Source organism: Rhizobium sp. NZLR10, assembly GCF_019685125.1.
GTDB lineage: Bacteria > Pseudomonadota > Alphaproteobacteria > Rhizobiales > Rhizobiaceae > Rhizobium.
Window position 1 is genome coordinate 407,957 of record NZ_JABDWE010000001.1, and the last position, 26,719, is coordinate 434,675.

The window sequence follows — 26,719 nt, forward strand, 5'->3', positions numbered from 1 at the left end:
GACGATCTAGACCGCCTTACCGAAGCGCATGCCGACGAGCCTGAAAAGCGGACTGCGATTTCTGAGGGATGATTTTTTCGGTTGTGGCATTAGCAATTTCGATTTAGAGAACTCATAAGTTCTGTAATGCGTTGCATCCCCACCCTCTAGCGATGGAGCGCTTATGACGACCATTTCGGCCGCAACATCAATTTCTTCCTATTCCTATAGCAAGAGCTCGACATCCGCATCCCAGGACATCCTATCCTGTAATACGGTTTCGGCAAAAAAATCAACCACAAGCCAGCAGTCCGACGAAGACACGACCAACAGTGCCGAGAAACTCATGGCCCAGTTGATGTCGCTGGCGATGAACGGCCTCACCGGTCAGTCCGGCTCCAGCCAAGAGCAGGGCGGCGGCGCCGGCATGGACGTTGCGCAGTTGGACAGCGATGGCGACGGCTATGTGAGCAAGGCCGAGTTCGTCGCAGCCCGGCCGTCCGACGTGACAGAGGATCAGGCCGGTACGCTGTTCGACAGCTTCGACAGCGAAGATTCCGGCTCGCTATCGGTCGATGCGCTCACTGAGGACATGTCCGCCCTGCAATCGCAACGTCCCGACGGACCGCCACCGCCGCCGCCGGCCGACGACGATCAGTCTGCATCCCTGATCTCCGATCTCGATACCGATGGTGACGGGCTGGTGAGCAAGGCGGAGTTCGTCGCAGGCCGGCCGTCCGATGTGACGGAAGATCAGGCCGGCACGCTTTTCGATAGCTTCGACAGCGAAAGCGCCGGGTCCCTATCGGTCGATGCGCTGACCGAGGCCATGTCCTCTCAGTCATCGCAACGTCCCGACGGACCGCCGCCACCGCCGCCCGCCGACAATGACCAGTCTGCATCCCTGCTCTCAGATCTCGATACGAATGGAGACGGACTCGTGACATTGGACGAATTCATGGCCGGTAGGCCGGACGACGTCACCGAAAGCCAGGCGAGCCAGCTCTTTGATCTGCTCGACACATCCGGCACCGGTTCATTGTCCACTGCCACGGGCTGACGACCGCCTAGTTGTTTAGACCAGGATGATTTTAGGCCCGGTCGGCCTAAATTCTGAATCCTGTTCTAAATTAGAGAGTTAGCGCATGATGTCATAAGAAAACCGCTCACACTTTTCGGCATCATGCTCTAGCAGGAACGCCGCCATAGCCGTCAGCCGAACAAATGGTGCGCCGCAATAGGCGCACGACACCAGCGCACGGATGAGCCGAAGCGCCTATCGCCATCACGGGGTCAGTCCAGACAATCAGATCATCGACCGGTGTGGGCTTTGCCCGGCGCCAGCGATGTCGTGCGCCCGCAATCCGGGATCTGGAAGCCTGTCGCCACATGGCATGTTCCCCAACCTTTAAGGATTGAGCCATGAGCATTTTTGGAAGTATGAAAACCGCCGTCTCAGGCATGAGCGCCCAGGCAAACCGGCTGAGCACGGTTTCCGACAATATCGCCAACGCAAACACGGTCGGCTACAAAGCCGTTTCCACCTCCTTCTCGTCGCTGGTCCTGCCGTCGTCCTCAGGCAATTACAATTCCGGCGGCGTCCAGACATCCGTGCGCCAGGCGATTTCCGAACAGGGCGACATCTCCTATACGACCTCGGATTACGACCTGGCGATATCAGGAGACGGGTTCTTCATCGTGCAAAGCCCCGACGGCACGCCGGTTCTTACCCGGGCCGGCGACTTCTCGGTCGATAGCGACGGCAATCTGGTCAACAGCGCCGGTTTCACCCTTATGGGGTATTCTTATGATTCCGGCGTGCCGGCGGTTGTCGTCAACGGTTTCGACGGCCTGGTGCCGGTTAACGTCGCCCAATCGGGCTTGAGCGCGATCGCTTCGACCAGCGCCTATTTCAGCGGCAACCTGAATTCCGAGGCAATTGTCGTCACGGATGCGACGACGCTGCCGAGCGCCAATTCCTCTGGTGTCACCGACGATACGCAGAAGATGTCGCTGGTTGCCTATGACAGCCTCGGCGGCACGGTCCAGTACGACTACTATTTCACCAAGACGGGTGTCACGACGGATTCAGCCGGCGCGGTCACTGGAAGCACCTGGGAAGTCTCGGTTTACCGCAATGCCGATGCAGCGATCGGCGGCACGACGTCCTTCCCCTACTCCTCCAGTGCGGTGAGCGTCGCGACGCTCTCCTTCGACGCCGACGGCCAGCTGACGTCTGCGACCGACACGGATATCGTCGATCCGGTCACGGCAAAGACGATCACCATGGATTATTCGGACTTCACCCAGCTTGCCTCCGACTTCTCGGCGACGGGCTCTGCCGATGGTCAGGCAGCCAGTGCCGTCAGCTCGGTGTCCATAGGGACGGACGGCGTGGTATCGGTCTCCTATGCGAATGGCGCGACGAAGGCGCTCTATCAGATCCCGCTTGCGACGGTCGCCAGCCCCGACAATCTGACGCTGCTCAGCGGCAACGTCTACAGCGCCAACGGATTGTCCGGCGTCACGGTCACCGGCTTTCCGCAGACGAACGGGCTCGGCTCCATCCAGTCCGGCGCCCTCGAGAGTTCGAACGTCGATCTCGCCGGCGAACTGACGGAAATGATCGAGGCGCAGCGCAGCTATACCGCCAATTCGAAGGTGTTTCAGACCGGCTCCGACATCATGGATGTCCTCGTCAACCTGAAACGATAAAGGGAGCGCCTAGATGTCGCTTACCTCCGCCTTGAACAGCGTCCAAAGTATTTTCAACAATACCGGCCAGCAAAGCAGCGTCGTCTCGACCAACATCGCCAATGTCGGAAATTCCGACTATGTCAGACGCGAGGCGTCGATAACGACGTCTCTGTCCGGCGCTCAGGTCGTCAGCATCAGCCGGGCGCAGGAAACCGCGCTGCTGGCCCAGTATCTGCAATCGAACGCCAAGGACAGCGCCCAGCAGACGCTTGTGACCGGCCTCGAAAGCCTGAAGTCGCTGACGGGCGGCAATGACTACGAGACCTCGCCGAGCACTTATCTCTCGGCATTTCAGCAGGCGCTGCAGACATTCGCTACATCGCCGAGCAGCACGACCGCCGCGCAATCGGCTGTCACCGCCGCGCAGGATCTGGCCAATTCGCTGAATACCGCAAGCGACGGCGTCCAGTCGATCAGAGCCGATGCCGATGCGGAGATCGCCACGCAGGTCTCATCGCTGAATACGCTATTGTCGCAGTTCGAAACCGCCAACAATGCGGTCAAGGGGGCGACAGCGACGGGCGCCGATACGTCCTCGGCTCTCGACGAGCGTGAAAAGCTTCTGAAGCAGATCTCCTCGATCGTCGGTGTGACCACCGCCGTCCGCGACAATAACGACATGGCGCTCTACACCTCTGACGGCACCGTGCTGTTCGAGACCATACCGCGCACCGTCACATACGTGCCCACGACAACCTACGTCGCCGGAACGGAGGGCAATTCCGTCTATATAGACGGCGTTGCGCTCGACGCCGGCGAGGGATCGACGACAAGTGCCTCGGGCAGCCTGCAGGCGCTGCTGCAGCTTCGCGACGAAATCGCCCCGACATTCCAGGCTCAGCTCGACGAGATCGCCAAGTCCCTCGTCCAGGCCCTCTCGGAAACCGACGGCAGCACCAGCGCACCCGCACTTTTCGTCTGGACGACGGCGGCCGGAGCAACTGGAGGAACACCCTCGGATTCCGACGATATCACCGGCATCGCGTCCTCGATCTCGGTCAATCTTGCCGTCGTTACCAGCGAGGGCGGGGATGCAACGAAGCTGCGCGACGGAACGATCAGCGGCATCACCGATCTCAACAGCTCGGGCGACAGCGGCTTCTCGGACAATCTCGACGCCCTGTATACGGCGTTGACGGAACAGCGCTCGTTCTCCTCCGACGCCGGTCTTTCCACATCGCAAAGCCTGATGGACTATGCCAGTTCCTCGATCGGCTGGCTCGAACAATACCGCAGCGATGCGACGGCGGCCTCCGAAAACACATCTGCGGCGCTATCGCGCTCCGACGAGGCCTATTCCAACGAGGCCGGCGTCAACCTCGACGAGGAGCTGACGCTCCTCCTCGATATCGAACAATCCTACAAAGCGGCGACAAAGATCCTGAACGTCATCGACGAGATGTTCCAGTCGCTCCTCGATATAGCGAGCTAGTCATGAAAGCCTCTTTTGTCTCGTCATCGGCGATGCAGAACGTCCTGCGTCTGACCATCAGCCAGTCCCAAACCAAGCTGCAGCAGGCCTCGACGGAGGCGACGACCGGAACCTACGCCGATATCGGCGTCTCCCTTGGCGCCGGCGCCGCGAAAACGATCAATCTGACCAGCGCCATCGACCAGGCCGCCTCGTTCCAGTCAAGTAATGCCGTCGTCGGATTGCGCATGGACGCATCGCAGACCGCCCTTTCGAGCCTCAAGGATGCCGGCGATAGCCTGGTCTCGAACCTGACAGCGCTCCAGGCGAGCCAGGATACGACCAGCATCGCCGTTGCCCTGCAGACGGCGGGCGCCACGATTTCTCAGCTGATCTCGACGGCGAACACCGAGGTGAATGGCGAGTTCCTGTTTGGCGGAACGAACCTCGACAGCCAGCCTCTGACCGATCAGTCCTCTACGGTCTCGGATGCGATCGTGACCGCGCTGGGCGATTATGCAACCGGCCTTGGAAAAGACGTCAACGATCTGACCGGCGAGGAAATCGGCACTTTCATCACCGATACCGTCGAGCCGATGTTTTCCGAAAGCGCCTGGACGGACGCTTCGGGAGGCTGGTCGACCGCTTCCAGCACCGACATGACAAGCCGGATCAGCGGCTCGGAAACCATCACCTCGTCCACCAACGCCAATTCCGAAGGCATGCGTTATCTGGCGCTTGCCTCCGTCGTCGTCTCCGCGCTCTTCGGCCAGGATCTCAGCGCCGACGCACAGAGCACGGTGGCATCGAAGGCGATCGGTTATGCCGCGCAGGCGACTTCAGGCATCGTGACGCAGCAAAGCCAGCTCGGCCTCTCGCAAGAACGGGTCGAAAAGGCAAATGACGCGCTCGATGCCCAGTCGAGCCTGCTTCAGGGAAACCTCGTCGATCTCCAGGGCGTGGATGCCTATGAGGCTTCGACGCTCGTCAACCAGCTGCAGACGCAACTGGAAACGGCCTACACGCTCGTCTCAAAACTCCAGGGCCTGAGCCTGGTCAACTATCTCTGACGGATTGAAAATGCGGGAATTCAAGCGGCTGCAAATACCGGCCTTAACGAGAGAGCCCAACACGAGCTGCTCCGAAATCGTGGCTGAGGCCGCCTTTGCGCTTGCCTCAGGCATCATCAATACGATCCCTTTCGTCGGCAGCAAGCTCGACGAGCAACAGGCCCAGGCGTGGCCGCGATCGGGGATTTTCACCGACGACGGTGTAGAGATGACGGGAACGCCCCCCGAAATCTTCGAGCTTTGCGAGCTCCTGGCCTCCTACATCGAGAAAGGCTCGTCATTCGACGTCTTCGAGGTTTTCCACAAGATTGCTCGAATCGACCGGTTGATCGACTGGCGCCAGGGCGCCTTGCTGTCCCCCGAGTCGGAGAACACAAGACATTGATAGAATAAGAAAAATACCTTCAGGAAGGCGTCGCGATCGTGCGCGCGCCGCCAGGGAGCATGGCAAGGACCGGGCTTGCTTGTCGCCTGTGCGTTGCGGCAGTGTGGACTTTGCCATAGGGAAGACCAAGGACGATTGTCGAAGTCTGCCGGCAATGGTCTTTCACAGGCCGAGTGTTTCTTGATGTCAAAGCCGCGCGCGAAGCTTCCGTTCTCCGAAGAGACCTTGCAGGCCATGCTGGTCCGCGTGCTCCGCCCGCTGGTCAAACTCGCTCTCGCCTCCGGCTTCAACTTCACCGCTTTTTCGGTCGTCCTTCGCCGGCTTTATATCGAGGTGGCGGAGAAGGAATTCGCGCTGCCGAACAAGCAGCAGACGGATAGCCGCATCTCGCTGCTGACAGGCATCCACCGCAAGGACGTCAACCGGCTGCGCGGACTGGCGCTTGATCCATCGTTCCTGACCGTGGGCGTTTCGCAGACGAGCCGCATCCTTGCGCGGTGGCTTGCCGATCCGCTTTATTGCGATGCCGAGGACAGGCCGAGCACTTTGCCCCGGACGTCCAGCGATGGTGTTCCCTCATTCGAGAGCCTGGTCAGCGACATCACCAAAGACGTCCATCCCCGCTCCATCCTCGACGACTGGCTGGACAAGGGCATCGTCGTTGTCGACGACAACGGCTGGGTCCGGCTCAACCTTTCATCGATCGTGCCCAATGCCGGCGACGAAGCCCGCCGGCATTATTTTACCCGCAACCTTCGTGACCATGTGCAGGCGTCGGTCATGAACCTGATGAACGACCCTCCTCCCTATTTCGAACGTGCCGTTCATTATGATGGGATGTCGCCAGCGCTCGCCGCCCGGCTCGACGAAATCGCGCGCGAGGAAGGGATGGCGATGCTTCTCAAGCTCAACAAGATCGCCCATCAGGCCATCAAGGACGATCCGGGCGGCAGCAGCCGCTGGATCTCGGGCCTCTACGTCATGACCGAGGAGCGTGAGCCGGATCCTCAGGCAGACGCCGCTTCCGAGACGGAGGCGGACGAATGAGCCCGTCAACGATCTCGAGACGACAGTTTCTGCTGGGCGGAATTGCGCTTCAGGTCCTGATACCTGCGATGACAGCCGCGCAGCCGACCGGCACCAGCGATCATGGAATCGGCGGGTCCGGTCTTTCCATTCAGGGAGGCGGCGAGAACGAAGATCACGGCATCGGCGGAACCGGCATCGTCGGGACCATCCAGGGTTTCGGCAGCATTATCGTCAACGATATCCACATACCGTTCAGCGCCACGACGCCGATCGAGATCGATGGACGACGCGTTCCCGCCAGCGCGATGAAGGTCGGTCATGTCGCCCGGGTGCTGCTCACAGGCAAGCGCGCCGCCCGCATTACGATCGTCAGCGAGGTCCAGGGCCGCATCGACCGGATTGATAAGACCGGGATAAGAATACTTTCGCAAACCGTCGACGCATCAGGTTTGGCGACGAAGGGCCTGCGGAAAGGCAAGCGGGTTGCCGTGTTCGGTATCCGCAAACCTGACGGCACGATCATTGCCCGGCGCATCGAGCCCCGCTCCGTTTCCGATGGCGTCCATGTCCGTGGTGTCCTCGTCAAGAGCGGCAATCACGTCCTGATCGGCGGCCTTTCGCTTGGAAGCACGCATGGGTATCTGGCCGGCAAACAAACACTCGTGCGTCTGAAGGCGGTTGCCGATCGATTGATCGTCACTCGTATTCAGGCCGAACCTGTCGTGCCGGGCCTGAAACGCGGTACCGTCAACATCGAGACCTTCCGGCCGGGGGACAGAGGCATGGCGGGTTCTGGACCTGGAGGTTCGGCGCCTTCCGGGTCGATGCAACTCTCCCCCGATGGTCATGGCTTCGTCGATATCGGCGTGCGGGATTCGAGCAGAATGACTGGCTTTCCCGGACCTGGTCCCAATGGCGTTGGTCCGCGCCCGCCGAATGGTCCCGGGAACGGACCGGGGCCCGATCACTCGCCTTTCGGCAGAGGCGGGCCGGGCGGCGATTTTCCCGATCCGGGCAGGCGAGGTCCGCCACCCGGCCCTGGCGGCCCGCCTCCCGGCTCGGGGCCTCCCGGGTCGCCGCCCCCCGATCCGGTTCCGCACTGAAAACGCTGTCACCCACATTGACAAATGGGAAATATTCCCATTTTATTGCTCCTGCGAATCCTGCTTTGGGTGATTCCGGGAAGGGTTTGCCGATTGGCTAACGGGTCCGCCCCATACCCGCTAGCCAATCGTTTCAAACGCTTTTTAAGTCGAACCGTATTCCCGCGTAGTTGCAGAGATGGCCCACCGCCGACCCGATGGCGCCATCCGAACCAAGTCATCTTCGCCCAAGAGGAATCAGAAATTGCTTTTGCTGGAACGCGAACCGGATATTTCGATCGAGATGGACGAACCAACCGTCGTTGTAACCTGGGAAAACCGCGCGCAAATCATCGGCATAATGAACAGCGCGCTCCAGATGAGCCAAGAATTCCAACAGCTTTGGAACAGCAGCGGCGAAACCGGCCGGCTCAGCCAGGACGATACAGATAGATTGGTCGAGCTGCTGCGCAAGATCGGCGACCTCAACGAAATGCTGATGCGATTGGCCTAAATTCTCACCGGAACGACCCAATCCAGAATTTAGACCTCTATGCCCTTGTGAATCTCGCGGCTTCCATCGACGACTGCTTCGAGATCGAGATCCGCCCCGCTTTGCGGTGAAAGGCGGGCATAGACGGACATGGCTGGCTCTGGCCCGACTTGACAGATCTCATAGTGTTCGAGAGCCCGCTCGACAATCTCGGCGACTGAACGATTTTCGCGGCGGGCAAGCCGTCGCGCAAGATCACGCGCCTTTGCACTCCGTACGGCAAGCTGAGGTTCGGTCATACTGATCTCCTTTCTGATAAATATGACGCTCAGCATCCCGGCCAGTGAGTTGACGGATAATGGCTTACTACCAAAGTGGCCGTTGTTTGCCATCACCCCAATTTTGGACGGTTGCACCGGCCTTTCACAGGTGAGCCAACCCCCTGCCAACGAAAGAATTAACCATATCTCAGCGTTCTTGCGAAATAATGCTGCACGTAGATCAGGCGTCTCGAAGAAGAGAGGCCATAAGTTATTTGGAGACGGTCTTGGCCTTTACTATTGCGCGCAGTTTGGTGGCGTTTGGCGTCGCCGTTTCGGCCGGCCTCTTCATGTCGATCGGATTGCAGCAATCGGCGCTCGAACGGCTGAAGGTCAATGGCCCGGTTTACGAACAGGTCGTTTACGGAAAGGATCTGATCGCCGATATTCTGCCGCCGCCGCTGTTTGTCGTCGAGTCCTACATGCTCTCCTTCGAGGCGAGCAAATTTCCCGAACTGACCGATACCAATCTGGCCAAGATCGCGAATCTCAAGGCTGCTTACGACGATCGCCGCGCCTATTGGAAAACCACCCGGCTGCCGCAGGCTTTGAAGGACGAGCTTGAAAACGATGTCATCGCCAAGGGCGATGTATTCTGGGACGTGATGAACCGCGAGATCATTCCCGCCCTGACCGCCAAGGATGAAGACAAGGCGCATGGTGCGATCGAGCAATTGCGCGTCGCCTTTCATTCGCATCAGGATGCGGTCGAGAAACTTGTCGCAAATTCCGATGCCTTCCTGAAGGGCGAGGAGCGCAATGCCGCCTCGGAAATCGTCACCTGGACGATCTATGCGGGTGCCGCGGGCTTCGGCTCATTCGGCCTGTTGCTGGTGGGTCTCTATCTCTTGCGTCGCCGGGCAATCGTGCCGCTCGACGGTATGAAAGCCTATATGGGCAACCTCGCAGACGGCGATTATTCGACAGACGTTCCCTATGCCAGCCGCTCCGACGAAATCGGCGCCATGTCCAAGGCCGTGGCCGTCTTCCGCCGCAACGCGCTGGAACGCGAGGGCGCGCAGAAGCGCGAGACGGCGCTTCGCGATGCGGAATTTGAACGCGAACGCAGCCAGATGGCCGAAAAAGCCGCCGACGAGCAGATCCGCGAAATGGTGATCGATCAGCTGACGTACGGCTTGGACCAGCTATCACACGGCAATCTCGATTGCCGGATCGCCACACCCTTCGCCGCCGCCTACGAGACTTTGCGCGCCAAGTTCAACGACAGCATGGACGCACTTTGCGCCTCGATGGCCGAGATCGCCCTGACCTCCAGGCAAGTGGGCAGTTCCTCGGACGGCATTACGGGCGCAACCGAGAGTCTCGCGTCGCGCACGGAACAGCAGGCCGCGATGCTCGAACAGGCCACGGCTGCGCTCGATGAGATGAACGTCAAGGCGAAAGACGCCGCCGAGCATGCCGGCAAGGCAACCGGCATGATGGCCGAGACCCGCACCAGCGCCGAACATTCGGCCGCCGTCGTTCGCGAAGCGATCGCCGCCATGGAAAGGATCGAAGGTTCGTCGTCGCAGATCGGCGACATCGTCAACGTCATCGATGAAATCGCCTTCCAGACCAATCTTCTGGCGCTCAATGCCGGGGTCGAAGCCGCCCGTGCTGGCGAAGCGGGCAAGGGTTTTGCCGTCGTGGCGCAGGAAGTGCGCGAACTCGCCATGCGCTCGGCCAACGCCGCCAAGGAGATCAGGGCTCTGATTTCCACATCCTCGGCTCAGGTTTCCAGCGGGGTGCAGCTTGTCAACCGCACTGGCAAGGCGCTTCTGGAAATTGAAGGACAGGTCGAGCAGGTCGCCGGCCTGATTGCCCGCATCGTTTCGGTGTCCTCCGAACAGGCGGTGGCGATCGGCGAGATCAACGCCTCCGTCAATGCTCTGGATGAAGTGACGCAACGCAACGCGGCCATGGCCGTCGAAACCGCCTCGGCCTGTCGAGCGCTCGGCACTCAGACGCAGACGCTGGAAGGGGTCGTCAACCGCTTCCAGGTTGATGCGAGAGCCAGCGCGTCAAGACCGCAGAAAGCGGCTTGACGTATGAGCTGCCGCCGGAACTCCGTTCACCTCAGCCTGTAACGATCGCCACGACGGCAACGCAATCGCCTGGTTTGACCAGCCCCGGGAAATGCCGGGCACAGAGAATGCCGCTCATTCCGGCGCGGATCTCGCGGGGCGCCACCCCGGTCCGCCCGGTCGGATGGATGCGCGCAATGACGGCATCGTCAGTGACTGCGTCACCGAGATCGATGACAGGTTCGATCAGTCCCCCTTCCTCCGCGAAGGAGAAGCAGCGGCCGTCCGGCATGTCGAGCCAGGTCGTCGGACCGCTATCGACGATGCCTGCGACGATCTCCGCGTGGCGTAGCACATTCATAGTGCCGCGCTTGGCAATCGCCGCGGTTTTCGCCGTGGCGGTGCCGCCGCCGCCGAGTTCCGTGGTGATGAAGATCTTGCCCATCTCCTCGGCCGCCGTGTCGTACATGCCGACCGCATCGATCTCCAGCATCTTCATCGAATAGGGGGCTGCAAACGCCGTGACGAATTCGAAAGCCTTCGCCTCCTGCTGCTTGTTCGCCAGGATGTGCGCCGCGCAGAACGGCAGGAAATCGAGCGTCTTGCCGCCGGAATGGAAATCGAGAACGATATCGGCCATCGGCAGAAGCACACGCTGGAAATAGTCGGCGATCTTCTCCGTCACCGTCCCGTCCGGCCGGCCCGGAAAGCTGCGGTTCATATTGCCCCGATCGATCGGCGAAGTCCTGGTTCCCGCCAGAAACGCCGGGTAATTCATCGCCGGCACGATGATGACCCTGCCGCTGACCTCGTCGGCCTTCAGCGAGCGGGCGAGATCGAAGAGCGCGATCGGTCCTTCGTACTCGTCGCCGTGATTGCCGCCGGTCAGAAGAGCCGTCGGTCCCTTGCCGTTGCTGACGACAGTGATCGGGATCATCACCGAGCCCCAGGCGGAATCGTCGCGACTGTAGGGCAGCCTGAGGAAACCGTGCTGGATGCCCATGGCAGTGAAATCCACCGTCGCACTGATCGGCGACGGCCGCAAACAGGTCTCGTTCATGACAGCCTCAATCCTTGACCATCAGCTTGCGCGGCACGTTCGCCAGGCATTCGACGCCGCTCTCGGTGATGAGGATGCTCTCGGTCGTCTCGAAGCCCATGTCGTCGAGCCAGAGACCCGTCATGAAATGGAAGGTCATGCCGGGCTTCAGCTCCGTCCGGTCGCCGGGGCGCAGGCTCATGGTGCGCTCGCCCCAGTCCGGCGGATAGGAGAGACCGATCGGGTAACCGGTGCGGTTGTCCTTGACGATGCCGTATTTCTTCAAGACACCAAAGAAGGCATAGGCGATGTCCTCGCAGGTGTTGCCGGGCTTTGCCACCGCAAGGCCGGCCTCCATGCCTTCCAGCGTTGCTTTCTCCGCGTCTATGAAAGCCTGCGTCGGCTTGCCGAGGAAGACGGTGCGCGACAGCGGCAGGTGGTAACGGTTGTAGCAGCCGGCGATCTCGAAGAAGGTGCCCTCGCCCTTCTTCATCGGCCGGTCGTCCCAGGTCAGATGCGGCGCGGAAGCCTCGACGCCCGACGGCAGCAGCGGCACGATCGCCGGATAGTCGCCGCCGATGCCGTCGACGCCGCGGGTGCCGGCATCGTAGATTTCGGCGACCAGATCGCATTTGCGCATGCCGACCTCGATCTTGTCGAAGATGCGGGCATGCATCGCCTCGACGATGCGCGCGGCGTTGCGCATGTACTTGATCTCGGCCTCGCTCTTGACGGCGCGCTGCCAGTTGACGAGCGCGGTCGCATCGACGAAGCGGGCGTTCGGCAGGTGCTTCTGCAGCGAAGCGAAGGCCGCAGCCGAGAACCAGTAATTGTCCATCTCGACGCCAATCGTCAGCTTGCCGAAGCCGCGCTCGGTCAGGATGCCGGAGAGGTAGTCCATTGGATGGCGCTCGGTCGACTGCACGTAATGATCGGGATAACCGACGATGTTGTCGTGCTTCAGATAGGCCGTCAGCTTGGCGCCGTTGGCGTCCTGGCCGCGGCCGAACCAGATCGGCTCACCCGACTGCGGCACGATCACCCCCTGGTGCACATAGAAGGACCAGCCGTCATAGCCGGTTAGCCAGGCCATATTCGACGGATCGCTGACGATCAAAAGGTCGATGCCCTTCGCCTCCATGGCACGCCGTGTCTTTTCCAGCCGCGCGGCATATTCGCCGAGCGAGAACTTCAGATTGGGCTGGGTCATGTCTCTTCCCTTCTTGTCCGGCGCGAGCGCCGCTCAGCTTTCGAATGTGGTTCCGGCGTTTGCCGCGCCGGCCCGCGCAAAAGCAAGGACGGCGATGGCGGTGTCCTGGATGCCGGTTCCCGTGAGGTCCGCGATGGTGATCTGGTCGTTGCTTGTCCGCCCCTGCGCGCTGCCGGCGACGATCTGACCGAGCTCGGCGAAATCAGCTTCGGGCGCGACCAGGCCAGCCCCGATTGCGTGATGCAGCTCGCCGAGGCGGCGCGTCTGCTTCAGGCTGTCGGCGACATACAGGCCGGCGCCGGCAATGGCGGTGGGATCGATCTCGTTCTTGTGCTCGGCATCCGAGCCCATCGCCGTCAGATGCTGGCCGACTTCGAGCCACTCGGCCCCGATGATCGGCTTTTCCGAGGGCGTCGTGGTCACGATGATGTCGGCGCCGGAAATTGCCCGTCTGGGCTCCGATGTCGCGGTGACGGAAAAGCCGAGTTTTCCCGCCAGTTCCGCGGCCAAAGCCTCAGCCTTTGCGGCGTCGCGCGCCCATATCCTCGCTTCTCGGATCGGCCGCACCAGCGTCAGCGCTTCGAGCTGCAGCCGCGCCTGCATGCCTGCGCCGAAGATCGCGGCGACGCTGGAATTCTCGCGTGACAGATGTTTCGCCGCCACCGCGCCGGCTGCCGCGGTGCGCACGTCCGTGAGGTAGCCGTTATCAAGCAGCAGCGCCTGCACCAGCCCCGTGCGGCTCGACAGCAGCACCATCATGCCGTTGGTGCTCGGTAGGCCGAGCTTCGGATTGTCGAAGAAGCCGGGGCTGATCTTGATCGCGAAGCCTTCGACGCCGGGAATATAGGCTGTCTTCACATCGACCTCGCCACGATGTTCCGGAATATCGAGCCGCAGGATCGGCGGCATGGCGACCGCTTTCGTCGCAAGCGCTGCGAAAGCCTGCTCGACGCAGGCGACCGCATCGCGATCGAGCGTGATGACTTTCCTCAGTTCCGCTTCCGTCAGAATGATCATCCGGCTCATGGCCCATCCTCCGCAAACAGCGCCGTCTCGCCGTTGATCACCCGACGGTGCTGCTCCATGTCGACATTCCGTCCGGAAAGGATCGCAACGACGGGACCGTCGGCCTTGATCTTTCCGGCAAGAAGGGCTGCGATACCGACCGCTGCGGCTCCCTCGACGATCTCGCGTTCGATGGCATAGGCATGGCGCATGCCGGCGGCGATTTCCGTCTCCGAAAGCAGGAGGACGTCGTCGAGAAGCTCGCGGCACATCATAAAGGTGACGCGATTGTCGAGACCGATGCCGCCGCCGAGCGAGTCGGCAAGGCTCGGCAGTTCCTCGACCTGTATCGGCCGCCCGGCATCGAGGCTCGCCTTCATCGCAGCGCCCCGTTCCATCGTCAGGCCGATCACTTTGGTCTTCGGATTGATCGCCTTGATCGCGGCGGCAACGCCCGCCGCAAGTCCGCCGCCCGAAAGCGGCACCAGCACCGCTGCTGCCTCCGGTAATGCCTCGATGATTTCAAGCCCCAGCGTCCCCTGCCCGGCCACGACGGCGGGATGGTCGAAGGGCGGGACCATCACCAGCCCCTCCTCGCGCACCAGCCGGTCGACCTCATGCTGCGCCTCGTCTTGCGATATCCCGACGATGCGGACATCGGCGCCGAGGCGGCGGATTTCCGCAACCTTGTTGTCAGGCACCAGCCGCGACATGCAGATGGTCGCGACCGCGCCTTCGGCCTTTGCCGCATAGGCAAGCGCGCGACCGTGATTTCCGGTCGAGGCCGCGACGACGCCGCGCGAGCGTTGCGCCGGCGACAACGACAGCACCGCATTGGTCGCCCCGCGCAGCTTAAAGCTACCGGTCGTCTGCTGATGTTCGAGCTTGAGATGGACAGGCGCGCCGGCCAATTCGCCAAGCGAGGCGGACCGCACCATCGGTGTGCCGATCACGCGGCCGGCAATCCGACGCGCCGCCGCACGGATGTCCTCCAGCGAAACGGGCAAAGCGCTCACCATGACCTCAGCCTTCCCGATAGGGCTTGGTCATCAATTGACCGAGCTCGGGCCGCCCCCGATCGTCGCCGCAAAGCCTCAGACAGGCCCAGGCGGTCGCAAGATTGCTCGTGACGACCGGCTTGCCGATCTCGGCCTCGATCCCGGCCGCGACCTGGGCGGCGCGCACCGCCGTACAGGAGATAAATAGCGCATCCGACTGCGGCGCCAGCGCCTGGCGCGCGCAGGCCAGGATCTCATCCGGCGCGATCCGCGCCATCTCGCGATCATCCGCCAGGCCGAGACAGGTGAAGCGGTCGATCGCAAAGCCGAGATCCGCGAAATAATCCGCCATCGGCCGGCTGGTCTCGATCGTATAGGGCGTCAGCACTGAAATTCGTCTGGCGCCGAGCGCTCTCAGACCTGTCACGGCCGCCGCCGTCGGGGTCACGATGGCGACCCCGGGCTTGGCCGCATGGATCGCCGTCTCGATGTTCCGGTCGCCGATCACTACCGAGGCGGAGGTGCAGGAATAGACGATTGCGTCGAGCGCCTCGTCCGGCAGGATCAGTGCCGCGCCTTGCGTCAGCGACGGCTGCATCCTCAAGAGATTTTCCGGTGTGACCGGATTGGCGTAATGGATGCGGCTGACATAGACGCCGACGCGGTCGCTGGCGACCATGCGCCGGAAATCGACTTCCGTCGTGTGGTCCGTCGCGAGGATGATCAGGCCGATGCGCTTTTCGAGCGGCCGGTCCTCCAGTCGCGGCAGCCGGCCGGCGGGAATGATCTCGATCTTTGCGGTCATGGTCAGTCATCCATCCTGGCGTAACGTTCCTCGAGCCAGCGTAACCCCACGACCGAGATCAGGCTGACGACGAGGAAGAAGACACCGACCAGCGTCATCGGTTCGATGTAGCGGTAGTTGCTGTTGGCGATGCTCTTTGCCTGGTTCATCAGTTCGAGCACGGTGATCGCCGAAAGCAGCGGCGTCTCCTTGAACATGGCGATGAAATAGTTGGCGAGTGCGGGGATCATCGGCGGGATCGCCTGCGGCAGGACCACGTGGATCCAGGCCTGGCGCGTCGTCAGGTTCGTGGCCTTGGCCGCCTCCCATTGCCCGCGCGGCACGTTCTCGATGCCGGCGCGATAAACCTCGGCGGTATAAGTCGCATAATGGATGCCCATCCCGATCACGCCTGCGACCAGCGGCGCCAGCCGGATGCCGATATCCGGCAGCACGTAGAAGATGAAGTAGAGCTGCACCAGCAGCGGCGTGCCGCGGATGAACTCGGAAACGAAGCCGACCGTTCTCGAAACGGCGGCGACCGGCGACCGCCGCGCGATGGCAAGGCCGAGGCCGACGACCATGGCGACGGCAGCGCCGAGGATGGTCGCAAGAATAGTGATCTTGAACCCTTCGAGAAGGGTCGGCATGATCTGCCAGACGAAATCCCAATCCCATTCCATCTGATCAGGTCCTTATGCCGTCGAGGCTGCGGGCCATTCGCCGCTCCAGCCAGCGCATCGTCGCGGAGATCGCCAAGGCCATGAGAAAGTAGAGGATGAGGATCGTCGCGAAGGGCACCAGCGTATTGCCGGTCTGCGCCCGCACCACCTGCGCCTGGAACGTCATGTCCGTCAGCGAGATCAGCGACACGACGGCCGTGCCCTTCAGGAGCTCGATCGCATTGTTGCAGAAGGTCGGCAGCATCAAAGGCAGCGCCTGCGGCAGGATGACGTGGCGCATGCGCTGGTATCGCGAAAGGTTGAGGGCGACGCAGGCTTCCGACTGTTCCCGCCCGACCGCCTTGACGGCGCCGCGCACCACTTCCGCGCCATAGGCGCCGACATTCAGCCCGAGCGCCAGCACGCCCGCCTGCAGCGGCGTCAGGGTCAACCCGGCAAAAGGCAGCACGAAATAGACCCAGAAGAGTTGGACGAAGATCGAGGTGCCGCGGAAGAACTCGATATAGGCCGTCGCGAGAGCCCGGACGGCGAAGAAGCGCGACAGCCGGCCGAGGCCCGCCAGGAAGGCCATGACAAGCGCCAGCGCAGATCCCATGACCGTCAGTTCGAGCGTCACCAGGGCGCCCTCAAGGATCAGTGTCAGATAGCCGGACCATACCGACATCGGCAACTCACTCTCTGGAGATGGTGCGAGGATCAGCCGGCCATGCCCAAGGCATGGCCGGCTGATTACCCCTGTTTACTTCGCCGCGGCACAGAGCTTTTCACGGCTCGTCGACATCGCAGCCTTGGCCGAGAAGCCGTAGGGCTCGATGATCTTGGCGAATTCGCCCGATTCCTTCAGCTTCTTCAGCTCGACGTCGAAGGCATCGCGGAGGGCGACGTCCTGCTTGCGGAAGGCGGCGCCATCGCAATAGACCGGCGCGTTGACGACGGGGGCGACGGTTTCGAGGGTCGGATCGTTCGCCTTGGCCATCAGGTCGTGGATCGACAGAACCGGCAGCGAGTAGACGTCGATGCGGCCGTCCTGCAGCATCTTGATGCCGCTCTGGCCATCCGGAACGACGATGACGCGGTCACGCGGCACGCCGGCCTCGAGCGCCAGCTTCTCCTCGGTGCCGCCACCCGGCGCACCGATCTTGGCGTCCGGATTGTCGGCGATATCCTTGTAGCTCGTCAGCTTCAGCGGATTGCCCTTCTTGAGCGCGAAGGCTTCGGCGTCGCAGAGGATCGGTTCGGAATAGGCGACGGCAGCGCAACGCTCCGGCTTCATGAACAGGCCGGCGGTGATCGCGTCGTGGCGACCGGCCTGCAGGCCGGGGATCATCGCGCCATATTCCGAGATCGAGGCGACCACTTCCTTGACGCCCAGCTTTTCGAAAATTGCGCGCGCCACATCGGGTGCCGCACCCGACACCTTGCCGTCGGCGCCGACGGCCGTGAACGGCGGCTCGTTGGCGATGGCGATGCGAGCAAAGCCTTGCTCCTTGAGTTGTTCGAGCTTGTCATCGGCGGCGGATGCGGGGCCCGCGGCCGCCATCAGCAGCACCGACAGGCTGGCGGCGGTCAAAAGATATCCTGCTTTCATCGTTCCCAACTCCTCTGGCTTTCCTTGAGTCTTGTTCTTTGCGGGCAATGCCTGCCGTCAAGCGGTCAGACGCGGTGCCCCGCCGCAATGATTCAGACGCGGTGCCCAGCCGCGATGATCTTGCGCAGGAAGATCTGCGTCCTCTCCTGCGTCGGATTGCGAAAGATGTCGGCAGGCTTGCCTTCTTCGACGATCTTGCCGCGGTCGAAGAACAGCACGCGATCGGCGAAATCATGGGCAAAGCCCATTTCGTGGGTGACGAGAAGCATGGTCATGTCGGTCTCGGAGGCCAGCCGCCGCATGACGTTCAGCACCTCCTCGACCAGTTCCGGGTCGAGCGCCGAAGTTACCTCGTCAAACAGCATGATCTTCGGCGACAGCGCCAGCGCCCGGGCGATGGCGACGCGCTGCTTCTGCCCGCCGGATAGCTGCGCCGGGACGCTCTTCGCCTTGTCGGCCAGGCCGACCATCTCGAGAAGCTCCATCGCCCGCTTTTCGGCTAGCGGCCGCTTGATGCCCTTCGTCAGCATCGGCGCCAGCGTCACGTTGTCGAGCACGCATTTATGCGGGAACAGGTTGAAGTGCTGAAAGACCATGCCGATCTTTTCGCGCATGCGATGCAGATGCCGTTCATCGGCCGGCACCAGCCCGCTGCTATTCGGCATGTGATAGAGCTGTTCGCCGTCGACCTCGATATGGCCGCCGCTAATCGTCTCCAGCGTCATCAGGATGCGCAGGATCGTCGTCTTGCCGGAGCCGGACGGCCCGATCAGCGCCAGCTTCTCGCCCGGCATAACATTCATCGACAGGCCGTCGAGCACGGTCAGCGGACCGTATCTCTTGACGATGTTGTCGATGCGGATGATGGGCTGAGGCATTCATGTCTCTCCCTGTTGAGACAAGCAATGTCCTAACGATGACGGCGCATCCAAATCATGTCAATTCGTAAAATAATATCATGACAATTATTCTGCGCATGCGCAAACGCAGGGCAGCCGCGTCAAATCGCAAGCAGCAGTTCTTCCGGATTTCCCTGCGCCAATGAGGCGACGATCCCCAACCCGGTCCGCAACTCGCTTTCCGTTGTCGAGCCAAGCGAGATGCGCACGGCCGGCGTCCAGCCCTGATCGGCCGTGCGGAACGATTTGCCGGGCGCGATCGCCACACCGCGCAGCCTTGCCTGCGACACGAAGCCATCCTCGGTATGGTTGCCGGAGAGCGGCAGCCAGACATGCAGGCTTTGCGGATGTGCCCGGTAGGTGAGGCCGGCCAGCATCTCCGCCGCGATCACATGGCGGCTCGCAAGGGCACGGCGCTGCCAGTTGACCAGTTCCATCGCGGTGCCGTCGCTGACCCAGCGGGTGGCGATCTCGGCCATGGCAGGTGTCGCCATCCAGTTGGAGACGAGGTGCCGGTTGGCGACGGCGGCGACATAGCGGTCGGGTGCGACGAGGTACCCGATCCGCAGGCCCGGAACGGTGATCTTGGTGAAGCTGGTGATGTAGAGCGTCCGCTCCGGCGCAAAGGCGGCCATCGGCGGCGCCCGGTTCTCGACCATCGGACCGAGAATATCGTTTTCGATGATCGCTATGTCATGCTTGGCGGCGACGGTGGCGAGCGCCTGCCGGCGCTCTGCGCTCATCAGTGCCGCCATCGGATTGATCACCGAGGGCTGCAGGAAAATTGCCCGGATCGGCCCCGTCCGGCAGGCTTCGTCGAGCGCCTCCGGGATCATGCCCTCCTCGTCGATCGCCAGCCCCTCGAGGTGCAGGCCGAGATAGCCGCAGAGCGGCACCAGCGTATGGTGGCTGATCGCCTCGGTCGCGACCGTCGAGCCGGGCGGGGCGACGCTCATCAGCGCCACCGTCATGCCTGACGTCGCGCCGTTCGTCACGCTGACGTTCAGCGGCGACACCTCCAGCCCGCAGCGCGCCAGCCATTCGGTGGCGACAGTGCGGTGGCGTGGAAACACCATGTTCGGCCGGAACGAAAGGGCCGAGCTGGAGGGCAGGTTTTCCGAAAGCCAGCCGAAGGCCTGGCGCAGCTTATCGAGATGGATCTGCTCGCAGACCGGCTTCAGGATCGAGAGATCGATCACCTCTCCCAGCCGTTCCGGCAGATAGGGCGGCTCCGGCTCGCGCGGCCGCGTCTGGACGAAGCTGCCGCGGCCGATCTCGCCTGAGATCAGCCCCCGGCGGCTGAGTTCGTCATAGGCTCGGCTCACCGTCTGCACCGAAAGATGCAGATCGTCCGCCAGCTTGCGGTGCGGCGGCAATTGCATGCCGTCGGAAAGCTTGCCGTCGGTGATCGCGTTGGCGATCTGCTCGGCAAGCGAGAGATAGGCCGGCCGGCGGAGTTGCGAGGGATCGGGGCGCCACTTTGTCATGATTTCAACACTGCTGAAAATCAGTTCAATTGACAATGCCAAAATGCGCACCCATTGTCTTTTCCCTGCGTTTGAAATGATTTCTTTCTAAAGAAAGCACCATGAAGCTGGACGCCATCGACCTGCGCATTCTCGACGCCGTCCAGCGCGACGGCCGCATCACCAAGCTGGCGCTGGCCGAAAAGGCCGGTCTGTCGCCGACACCGTGCTGGATGCGGCTGCGCAAGCTCGAAAAGGCCGGGATCATCACCGGTTACCACGCCCGCATCGCCGCGCGACGCATCGCGCCGGTCGCCAGCGTGATGATGGAAGTGACGCTTGCCAACCATCGCCAGGCGGATTTCGAGCGCTTCGAGCGCGCCGTCGCTGCAATTCCGGAGATCGTCGCCTGCTGGTCGGTCGGCGGCGGCGTCGATTACATCCTGAAGATCATCGCCGCCGATATCGACGCCTACCAGCGGCTCGTCGACGGTCTTCTCGACCGCGAACTCGGCATCGACCGTTACTTCACCTACATCGTCACCAAGGTGGTGAAGGAGGAAACGGTGCTCCCGGTTTCTTCCTTTGTCGCCGACGGCGAGGAGCAGTCCGCGCCGTAGACAATCTCTCTACGAGATCGCCATCCTTTAGACCATCTCTCTCTTTCCGCCGCCGCCAACAGACAATCTCTCGTCCGCTTCCGTGGAAGACTTGTGTCAACCGCAACGAGGAGACTGGACATGACCGCCGTTTTTGCCCGCCCCGCCTTTCATGAAGCGTTGTCGCGGCTCGCCGACCGTCATCTCCTGCGCGATCTCTCCTATGTCGGCGGCCGCTGGATCGCCGGCGCCGCAGGAAAGAGCTTCGAAGTCACCGACCCGGCCTCTTCGGCAACGCTGGCCTGGGTTGCGAGCCTCGGCGCGGAAGAGACGGCAGCCGCGATCGACGCGGCGTCGGAGGCCTTCGCCGCGTGGCGCGCCATGCTGCCGCAGCACCGGGCGGCGATCCTGCGCAAGTGGCATGGGCTGATGCTCGCAGCCAAGGAGGACCTGGCGCTGATCATGACGCTCGAACAGGGCAAGCCGCTTGCGGAAGCGCGCGGCGAGATCGATTATGCCGCCTCCTTCATCGAATGGTATGCCGAGGAAGGCAAACGGGCGAACGCCGAAAGCGTCACCAGCCACCTGCCCGGCGCGGAAATGATCGTCCGGCGGGAGGCACTCGGCATCGTTGGCATGGTCACCCCCTGGAATTTCCCCTCTGCCATGCTCACCCGAAAGGCCGCTGCCGCGCTTGCCGCCGGCTGCACGGTCGTCGCCCATCCCTCCTCGGAGACGCCGCTTTCCGCCCTTGCCCTTGCCGAACTCGGCGAACGCGCCGGCCTTCCCGCCGGCGTCTTCAACGTGGTCACCGGCAATGCCGTGACGGTCGTCGGACGCATGTGCGCCGATACCCGCCTGCGCGCCATGAGCTTTACCGGCTCCACGGAGATCGGACGCCTGATCGCCGCCCAGTGCGCGCCGAGCCTGAAGCGGCTGGTGATGGAACTCGGCGGCCACGCGCCACTGATTATCTTCGACGACGCCGATATCACCAAAGCGGTCGAGATCGCCGTCAACGCCAAGTTTGCCACATCGGGACAGGATTGCCTTGCCGCCAACCGCATCTTCGTCCAGCGCCGCATCGCCGATGCCTTCACCACGGCCTTCGCCGCCCGCATCGCCGAACTGAAGGTTGGTGCAGGCTTCGAGGATGGCGTCGAGATCGGGCCGCTGATGCATGAGCGCGCCGTCGCCAAGGTCGAGGAACAGGTCGCCGACGCGTTGGCGCGCGGCGCGCGGCTCGTCACCGGCGGCAGGCGCCACAAGGCCGGCCGGCTCTTCTACGAGCCGACGCTGCTGACGGATGTGCCGGCAGATGCGCTGATCATGCGCGAGGAGACCTTCGGGCCGGTGGCTGCCGTCACCACCTTCGACACGGAGGAAGAGGTGATCGCCCGCGCCAACGATACCGAATACGGCCTCGTCGCCTATATCGTCACAGAGAACGGCGCCCGCCAGATGCGTCTCGGCCGCGCGCTGGAATACGGCATGGTGGCGGTCAACCGCGTGAAAATCACCGGCGGCCCCGTTCCCTTCGGCGGCTGGAAGCAGTCCGGCCTCGGCCGCGAGGGTTCCCGCCATGGGCTCGAGGCCTTCACCGAGCTCAAATATCTCTGCATCGACACGGCCGCCTGACCCGCATTTCAAGTGAGCCCCATTTCAACAAAGAGGATAGGACATGTTCGAGAAAAGCAACGAACTCACCGCCTGGGACCGCGATCACTTCTTCCATCCCTCGACCCATATGGGCATGCATGCCCGCGGCGAGACCCCGACACGCGTCGTTGCCGGCGGCGAAGGCGTTTACATCACCGATACGAGCGGCCGGAAGAGCCTCGATGCCTTTGCCGGCCTCTATTGCGTCAATGTCGGCTACGGCCGCCAGAAGATTGCCGACGCGATCGCCGAACAGGCAAAGAACCTCGCCTATTACCACGCCTATGTCGGCCACGGCACCGAAGCCTCGATTACGCTGTCGAAGATGATCATCGACCGCGCGCCGGCCGGCATGTCCAGGGTCTATTTCGGGCTTTCGGGCTCGGATGCCAACGAGACCAACATCAAGCTGATCTGGTACTACAACAACATCCTCGGCCGTCCTGAGAAAAAGAAGATCATCTCGCGCTGGCGCGGCTATCACGGTTCCGGCGTCATGACCGGCAGCCTGACCGGCCTTGCGCTCTTCCACAACGCCTTCGACCTGCCGCGGGCGCCGGTGCTGCATACCGAAGCGCCCTATTATTTCCGCCGCTCCGACCGGTCGATGGACGAGGAGCAGTTTTCGCAATATTGCGCCGACAAGCTCGAGGAGATGATCATCGCCGAAGGCCCGGACACGGTCGCTGCCTTCATCGGCGAACCCATCCTCGGCACCGGCGGTATCGTGCCGCCGCCGACAGGCTACTGGCAGAAGATCCAGGCCGTGCTCGACAGATATGACATTCTGCTCGTCGCCGACGAAGTCGTCACCGGCTTCGGCCGTCTCGGCACGATGTTCGGCTCGGATCACTACAGCATGAAGCCGGATCTGATCACCATCGCCAAAGGCCTGACCTCGGCCTATGCTCCGCTTTCCGGCACGATCGTCTCCGACAAAATGTGGCAGGTGCTGGTGCAGGGCTCCGACCAGATGGGGGCGATCGGTCACGGCTGGACCTACTCCGCCCATCCGATCTGCGCTGCCGCCGGCATTGCCAATCTCGAACTGATCGACGAACTCGGCATCGTCGAGAATGCCGGTACGACCGGCGCCTATTTCCGCTCGGAACTGACAAAAGCTCTCGGCAGCCACCGACATGTCGGCGAAGTCCGTGGTGACGGGCTGATGGCGGCAATCGAATTCGTTGAGGACAGGGACGACCGCAAATTCTTCGATCCCAGCCGAAAGATCGGGCCGCAGGTGGCCGCCGCCCTTCTCGAACGCGGCGTCATCGGCCGCGCCATGCCGCAGGGCGATATCCTCGGCTTCGCCCCGCCGCTCTGCCTGACACGCGAAGAGGCCGACATCGTCGTCAAGGCCGCGGCAGAGACGATCGAAACCGTCTTCAACAGCATCTGAGGGAGAAGAGCGGCATGACGATCCCGGAAAAGATGGCGGCCATATTGCTCATCGGCCATGGCGGAATGGACAAGCTCGTCTACCGCGACGACGTATCGGTGCCGACGCCTGCGGACGGCGAGGTGCTGATCCGCGTCACCGCCTGCGGCATGAACAATACCGATGTCTGGGTGCGCGAGGGTGCCTATGGTACCGAGGACGACCCGGCCGCCGTCTCCACCTGGCGCCGGCAGGGCAATACGCTGACCTTCCCCCGCATTCAGGGCACCGATACGGTCGGTCACATCGTTGGCGTCGGTGCCGGCGTCGATCCGGCACGCATCGGTCAACGCGTCATGGTCGACTTCTCGATCTACAACCGGGACGACGACAGCCTTGCCGACATCGACTACATGGGCCATGGCCGCGACGGCGGTTATGCCGAATATATGGCGTTGCCGGCCGAGAACGCCCATCTCGTCGCAACCGATCTGACCGACGTCGAACTCGCCACCTTCTGCTGCGCCTATCTGACCGGCGAACGCATGCTGGAACGGGCGAGGCTTGTCGCTGGCGAACGTATCCTCGTCACCGGCGCCTCGGGCGGCGTCGGCTCGGCGATCATCCAGCTTGCGCGCGCCCGCGGCGCCATCCCCATCGCGGTCGCCGGTCCCGGCAAGGAGGCGGCGATGATCGAGATCGGCGCCGAAGCGGTGGTGACCCGCGGCAGGGGCGATCTGGTCGAAGCCGTTTATTCGGCAGCCGGCGGACAGCCGATCGATGTCGTCGCCGATCTCGTCGGCGGTCCGCTGTTCAACGACCTCTTGAAGATCCTGCGCCCGGAAGGCCGCTACACCACGGCCGGCGCCATCGCCGGCCCGGTCGTCCAGCTCGACCTCAGGACCATGTATCTGAAGCAGCTGGAATTGCACGGCTCAAGCCAGGGCAGCCGCGCCGACTTCCGCCGGCTTGTCGGCTATATCGAGAGCCGGAAGATCCGGCCCCTCGTCGGCGGCGTCTACCCCTTGTCGGAATTCCACCGCGCCCAGACCGATTTCATGGCGAAGAACTTCGTCGGCAAATTGGTCGTGGTTCCGGACAAGAGATAAGCGCGATCTCCGAGCACGCCGCAGGCGAACCTTATCGGCTCTGCGGCGTTTCACGGCCATGGACACGGGCAAAACGACATACCTCACCTCTGCCGAACTCGGGCGAATTCGGCGCGCTGTCGGCATAGCCCGTCTGATGGATACGGCGGTTCGGTTGCCGGTCATCGGCGTACGGATCGGCGCGGACTCGGTCCTCGGTCTCATCCCGGCCGTCGGCGACATTGCCGGATCCCTGATCGGTCTTTTCATCATCGATGAAGCAAGGCGTCTCGGCCTTCCCACTCACAAACTCGCACGCATGGCCGCCAATCTCGGCGTCGACGCCGCCTGCGGCACGGTTCCCCTGATCGGCGATATTTTCGACGTCTATTTCAAGTCTCATCGCCGCAACGTCGGCATCATCCTCGACCATTTCGGCGTGAACGAAGACGAGCTGAATCAGCGCATTTGACGAGGTCGGCCGCCACCTGCTGCTGCTCTTGGCGAGGAGCCCCTGCGAGGCTCGACGCCGATCCACCATCCGACTCCGTTTGAGCCAACAGAATGGTTCAATCTGACAGGGCTTTAAAGATCAGTCAAAGCGCCCGCCGTCTTCACCGCGTGATCAAGAACAAATTGCAGCTTGGCAGCGTGGCCGAAACCTGGCTCGTCCGGCTGTCCTTTTCGCACGGCGTTGGCAAATCGTTGGAAATTGGTGATGACCGGTTCGACTTCGATCTTGCGCCAGATTGCCTTGTCGGCGTCAGCGCCTTCACAGGTCCTCAGCGTCGAGCCCTCAGGCGTATGCACCACCTCCAGCGCGCCCTTGTCTCCATGCAGGCGCAGGCGCAATTCGTTCAGATGGCCGGTCGCCCATCGCGTTGCATGGATAACGCCAGCCGCACCGTTTTCGAGTTCAGCCATCATCAAGAAACTGTCATTTGCATCGAGGTCGTATTCCCCGATCCGGTTGCCAGGGCTTTTGTCGAACACTTTAAGATGCGATGCCGCCGCCTTGACGTCGCTTCCGGCGGCAAAGACCGCGAAGTCGAGAATATGGATACCGACATCACCAAGCACACCATTGGAGCCGTGTTTCGTCGACAGCCGCCAAAGCCATTGCGATTCCTTGGTCCAGTCTCCCCAAGCCTTTGAGACCAACCAGCTCTGGAGATAGGAGGCTTCGAAATGCCGGATCGCGCCGAGACGTCCGTCAAGCACCATCTTGCGCGCTGCTTGCAGCGGCGCGACATTCCGGTATGTCAGGTTTACCATTGTGACCTTGCCGGACGCCGCCGCGGCGTCGGCCATCTCCTTGGCCTCGCGGTAGTTCACCGCCAACGGCTTCTCGCAGAGCACATGCTTGCCGGCGCGAAGTATCTTCATCGTCGTGGAATAGTGGGCGCGATCCGGCGTGACATTGGTCACGGCATCAAACTCCCCCCAGGCGAGAGCGTCATCGAGCGATGTGAAAGTCAGCGGGATAGCATGCCTGAGCGCGAAAGCCCGCAACCGGACCTCGTCCGTATCGACGGCGGCAACAATTTTGACGCCGGCGATTTCCGAGAAATTCATGGCATGGGTATTTGCCCATCCTCCGGTTCCGAGAATGATCAAGCGCATCTTTGTCCTCATGGCTGTTTGTCGAATTGTTGGCAGCAAAATCGGTCGTCTTTCGCAAGCGCCCGACGCTCTTGCCAAGGAAGAGATCAGCCCGTTTCTTCCGGGCCAACCCTGGCTTGGCGTCCACGCGAGTAAGGTGTCTCAGCT

General features: G+C 62.3%; 26 protein-coding genes. 14 read left to right on the top strand and 12 right to left on the bottom strand.

What is annotated here, in order from left to right; genetic code table 11:
* The first annotated feature begins 163 nt into the window (after positions 1–163).
* The 8 genes from HJB82_RS01890 (at position 164) to HJB82_RS01925 (ending at position 8,227) form a co-directional block, all read left to right on the top strand.
* Positions 164–1,039 carry an EF-hand domain-containing protein gene (locus HJB82_RS01890; protein ID WP_221115018.1) on the top strand — a complete coding sequence of 292 codons (876 nt, stop codon included), beginning with the start codon at positions 164–166 and terminating at the stop codon, positions 1,037–1,039.
* A 362-nt stretch (positions 1,040–1,401) separates the two neighbouring features.
* The gene (locus tag HJB82_RS01895) at positions 1,402–2,694 is read left to right on the top strand and encodes a flagellar hook protein FlgE (protein ID WP_221139467.1); all 1,293 of its coding nucleotides are present in this window, start codon (positions 1,402–1,404) and stop codon (positions 2,692–2,694) included.
* 13 nt (positions 2,695–2,707) lie between these two features.
* Positions 2,708–4,168 carry a flagellar hook-associated protein FlgK gene (flgK, locus tag HJB82_RS01900; protein ID WP_221139468.1) on the top strand — a complete coding sequence of 487 codons (1,461 nt, stop codon included), beginning with the start codon at positions 2,708–2,710 and terminating at the stop codon, positions 4,166–4,168.
* Between the two features lie 2 nt (positions 4,169–4,170).
* Positions 4,171–5,217: a flagellar hook-associated family protein gene (locus tag HJB82_RS01905; protein ID WP_221131408.1), complete on the top strand. Its 1,047-nt coding sequence runs from the start codon at positions 4,171–4,173 to the stop codon at positions 5,215–5,217.
* Between the two features lie 10 nt (positions 5,218–5,227).
* On the top strand, positions 5,228–5,602 hold the full coding sequence (locus HJB82_RS01910) for a hypothetical protein (protein WP_207584816.1): 375 nt from the start codon (positions 5,228–5,230) through the stop codon (positions 5,600–5,602).
* Between the two features lie 183 nt (positions 5,603–5,785).
* Entirely contained in the window at positions 5,786–6,649 is an 864-nt protein-coding gene (locus HJB82_RS01915; protein ID WP_207584815.1) for a DUF6502 family protein, read from the top strand.
* The gene (locus tag HJB82_RS01920) at positions 6,646–7,734 is read left to right on the top strand and encodes a DUF5666 domain-containing protein (protein WP_207584814.1); all 1,089 of its coding nucleotides are present in this window, start codon (positions 6,646–6,648) and stop codon (positions 7,732–7,734) included. Before HJB82_RS01915 ends, HJB82_RS01920 begins: the two co-directional genes overlap by 4 nt.
* Before the next feature lie 244 nt (positions 7,735–7,978).
* Positions 7,979–8,227, top strand: coding sequence for a hypothetical protein (locus HJB82_RS01925; RefSeq protein ID WP_221139469.1), 249 nt, complete (start codon positions 7,979–7,981; stop codon positions 8,225–8,227).
* 29 nt (positions 8,228–8,256) lie between these two features.
* On the opposite strand, the gene HJB82_RS01930 is transcribed toward HJB82_RS01925, so the two are convergent.
* Entirely contained in the window at positions 8,257–8,505 is a 249-nt protein-coding gene (locus HJB82_RS01930) for a plasmid stabilization protein (protein WP_207584812.1), read from the bottom strand.
* 248 nt (positions 8,506–8,753) lie between these two features.
* On the opposite strand from HJB82_RS01930, the gene HJB82_RS01935 reads away from it, so the two are divergent.
* Positions 8,754–10,571 carry a methyl-accepting chemotaxis protein gene (locus tag HJB82_RS01935; protein WP_207584811.1) on the top strand — a complete coding sequence of 606 codons (1,818 nt, stop codon included), beginning with the start codon at positions 8,754–8,756 and terminating at the stop codon, positions 10,569–10,571.
* A 31-nt stretch (positions 10,572–10,602) separates the two neighbouring features.
* Here HJB82_RS01935 and doeB read toward each other — a convergent pair whose 3' ends face one another.
* From doeB to HJB82_RS01985, 10 genes are all read right to left on the bottom strand, one after another.
* Positions 10,603–11,610, bottom strand: a complete 1,008-nt coding sequence (doeB, locus tag HJB82_RS01940) for a N(2)-acetyl-L-2,4-diaminobutanoate deacetylase DoeB (RefSeq protein WP_221139470.1) — start codon at positions 11,608–11,610, stop codon at positions 10,603–10,605.
* A 7-nt stretch (positions 11,611–11,617) separates the two neighbouring features.
* Positions 11,618–12,799, bottom strand: coding sequence for an ectoine hydrolase DoeA (gene doeA, locus HJB82_RS01945; protein WP_221139471.1), 1,182 nt, complete (start codon positions 12,797–12,799; stop codon positions 11,618–11,620).
* Positions 12,800–12,832: 33 nt separating this feature from the next.
* Positions 12,833–13,825, bottom strand: a complete 993-nt coding sequence (gene eutC / locus HJB82_RS01950) for an ectoine utilization protein EutC (RefSeq protein WP_221139472.1) — start codon at positions 13,823–13,825, stop codon at positions 12,833–12,835.
* A complete protein-coding gene (gene eutB / locus HJB82_RS01955) occupies positions 13,822–14,823 on the bottom strand; it encodes a hydroxyectoine utilization dehydratase EutB (protein ID WP_221139473.1) in 1,002 nt (333 codons plus the stop codon). The genes eutC and eutB overlap by 4 nt, the downstream gene beginning before the upstream one ends.
* A gap of 4 nt (positions 14,824–14,827) precedes the next feature.
* A complete protein-coding gene (eutA, locus tag HJB82_RS01960) occupies positions 14,828–15,607 on the bottom strand; it encodes an ectoine utilization protein EutA (RefSeq protein WP_221139474.1) in 780 nt (259 codons plus the stop codon).
* A 2-nt stretch (positions 15,608–15,609) separates the two neighbouring features.
* Positions 15,610–16,269 carry an ectoine/hydroxyectoine ABC transporter permease subunit EhuD gene (gene ehuD, locus HJB82_RS01965; protein ID WP_221139475.1) on the bottom strand — a complete coding sequence of 220 codons (660 nt, stop codon included), beginning with the start codon at positions 16,267–16,269 and terminating at the stop codon, positions 15,610–15,612.
* Positions 16,270–16,273: 4 nt separating this feature from the next.
* A complete protein-coding gene (gene ehuC / locus HJB82_RS01970; RefSeq protein WP_221139476.1) occupies positions 16,274–16,933 on the bottom strand; it encodes an ectoine/hydroxyectoine ABC transporter permease subunit EhuC in 660 nt (219 codons plus the stop codon).
* 75 nt (positions 16,934–17,008) lie between these two features.
* Positions 17,009–17,857, bottom strand: a complete 849-nt coding sequence (gene ehuB / locus HJB82_RS01975; protein ID WP_221139477.1) for an ectoine/hydroxyectoine ABC transporter substrate-binding protein EhuB — start codon at positions 17,855–17,857, stop codon at positions 17,009–17,011.
* A gap of 92 nt (positions 17,858–17,949) precedes the next feature.
* A complete protein-coding gene (gene ehuA / locus HJB82_RS01980) occupies positions 17,950–18,735 on the bottom strand; it encodes an ectoine/hydroxyectoine ABC transporter ATP-binding protein EhuA (protein ID WP_221139478.1) in 786 nt (261 codons plus the stop codon).
* A 122-nt stretch (positions 18,736–18,857) separates the two neighbouring features.
* The gene (locus HJB82_RS01985) at positions 18,858–20,243 is read right to left on the bottom strand and encodes a PLP-dependent aminotransferase family protein (protein WP_221139479.1); all 1,386 of its coding nucleotides are present in this window, start codon (positions 20,241–20,243) and stop codon (positions 18,858–18,860) included.
* A 101-nt stretch (positions 20,244–20,344) separates the two neighbouring features.
* Here HJB82_RS01985 and HJB82_RS01990 point away from each other — a divergent pair, with 101 nt between their 5' ends.
* The 5 genes from HJB82_RS01990 (at position 20,345) to HJB82_RS02010 (ending at position 25,421) form a co-directional block, all read left to right on the top strand.
* Positions 20,345–20,842: an Lrp/AsnC family transcriptional regulator gene (locus HJB82_RS01990; protein WP_221139480.1), complete on the top strand. Its 498-nt coding sequence runs from the start codon at positions 20,345–20,347 to the stop codon at positions 20,840–20,842.
* Positions 20,843–20,962: 120 nt separating this feature from the next.
* Entirely contained in the window at positions 20,963–22,459 is a 1,497-nt protein-coding gene (locus HJB82_RS01995; RefSeq protein WP_221139481.1) for an NAD-dependent succinate-semialdehyde dehydrogenase, read from the top strand.
* A 43-nt stretch (positions 22,460–22,502) separates the two neighbouring features.
* Positions 22,503–23,882, top strand: a complete 1,380-nt coding sequence (locus HJB82_RS02000) for an aspartate aminotransferase family protein (protein WP_221139482.1) — start codon at positions 22,503–22,505, stop codon at positions 23,880–23,882.
* 14 nt (positions 23,883–23,896) lie between these two features.
* Positions 23,897–24,970, top strand: a complete 1,074-nt coding sequence (locus HJB82_RS02005; RefSeq protein WP_221139483.1) for an alcohol dehydrogenase family protein — start codon at positions 23,897–23,899, stop codon at positions 24,968–24,970.
* Positions 24,971–25,028: 58 nt separating this feature from the next.
* The gene (locus tag HJB82_RS02010) at positions 25,029–25,421 is read left to right on the top strand and encodes a DUF4112 domain-containing protein (protein ID WP_221131416.1); all 393 of its coding nucleotides are present in this window, start codon (positions 25,029–25,031) and stop codon (positions 25,419–25,421) included.
* 113 nt (positions 25,422–25,534) lie between these two features.
* On the opposite strand, the gene HJB82_RS02015 is transcribed toward HJB82_RS02010, so the two are convergent.
* Positions 25,535–26,572 carry a Gfo/Idh/MocA family protein gene (locus tag HJB82_RS02015; protein WP_221139484.1) on the bottom strand — a complete coding sequence of 346 codons (1,038 nt, stop codon included), beginning with the start codon at positions 26,570–26,572 and terminating at the stop codon, positions 25,535–25,537.
* Between the last annotated feature and the right edge of the window lie 147 nt (positions 26,573–26,719).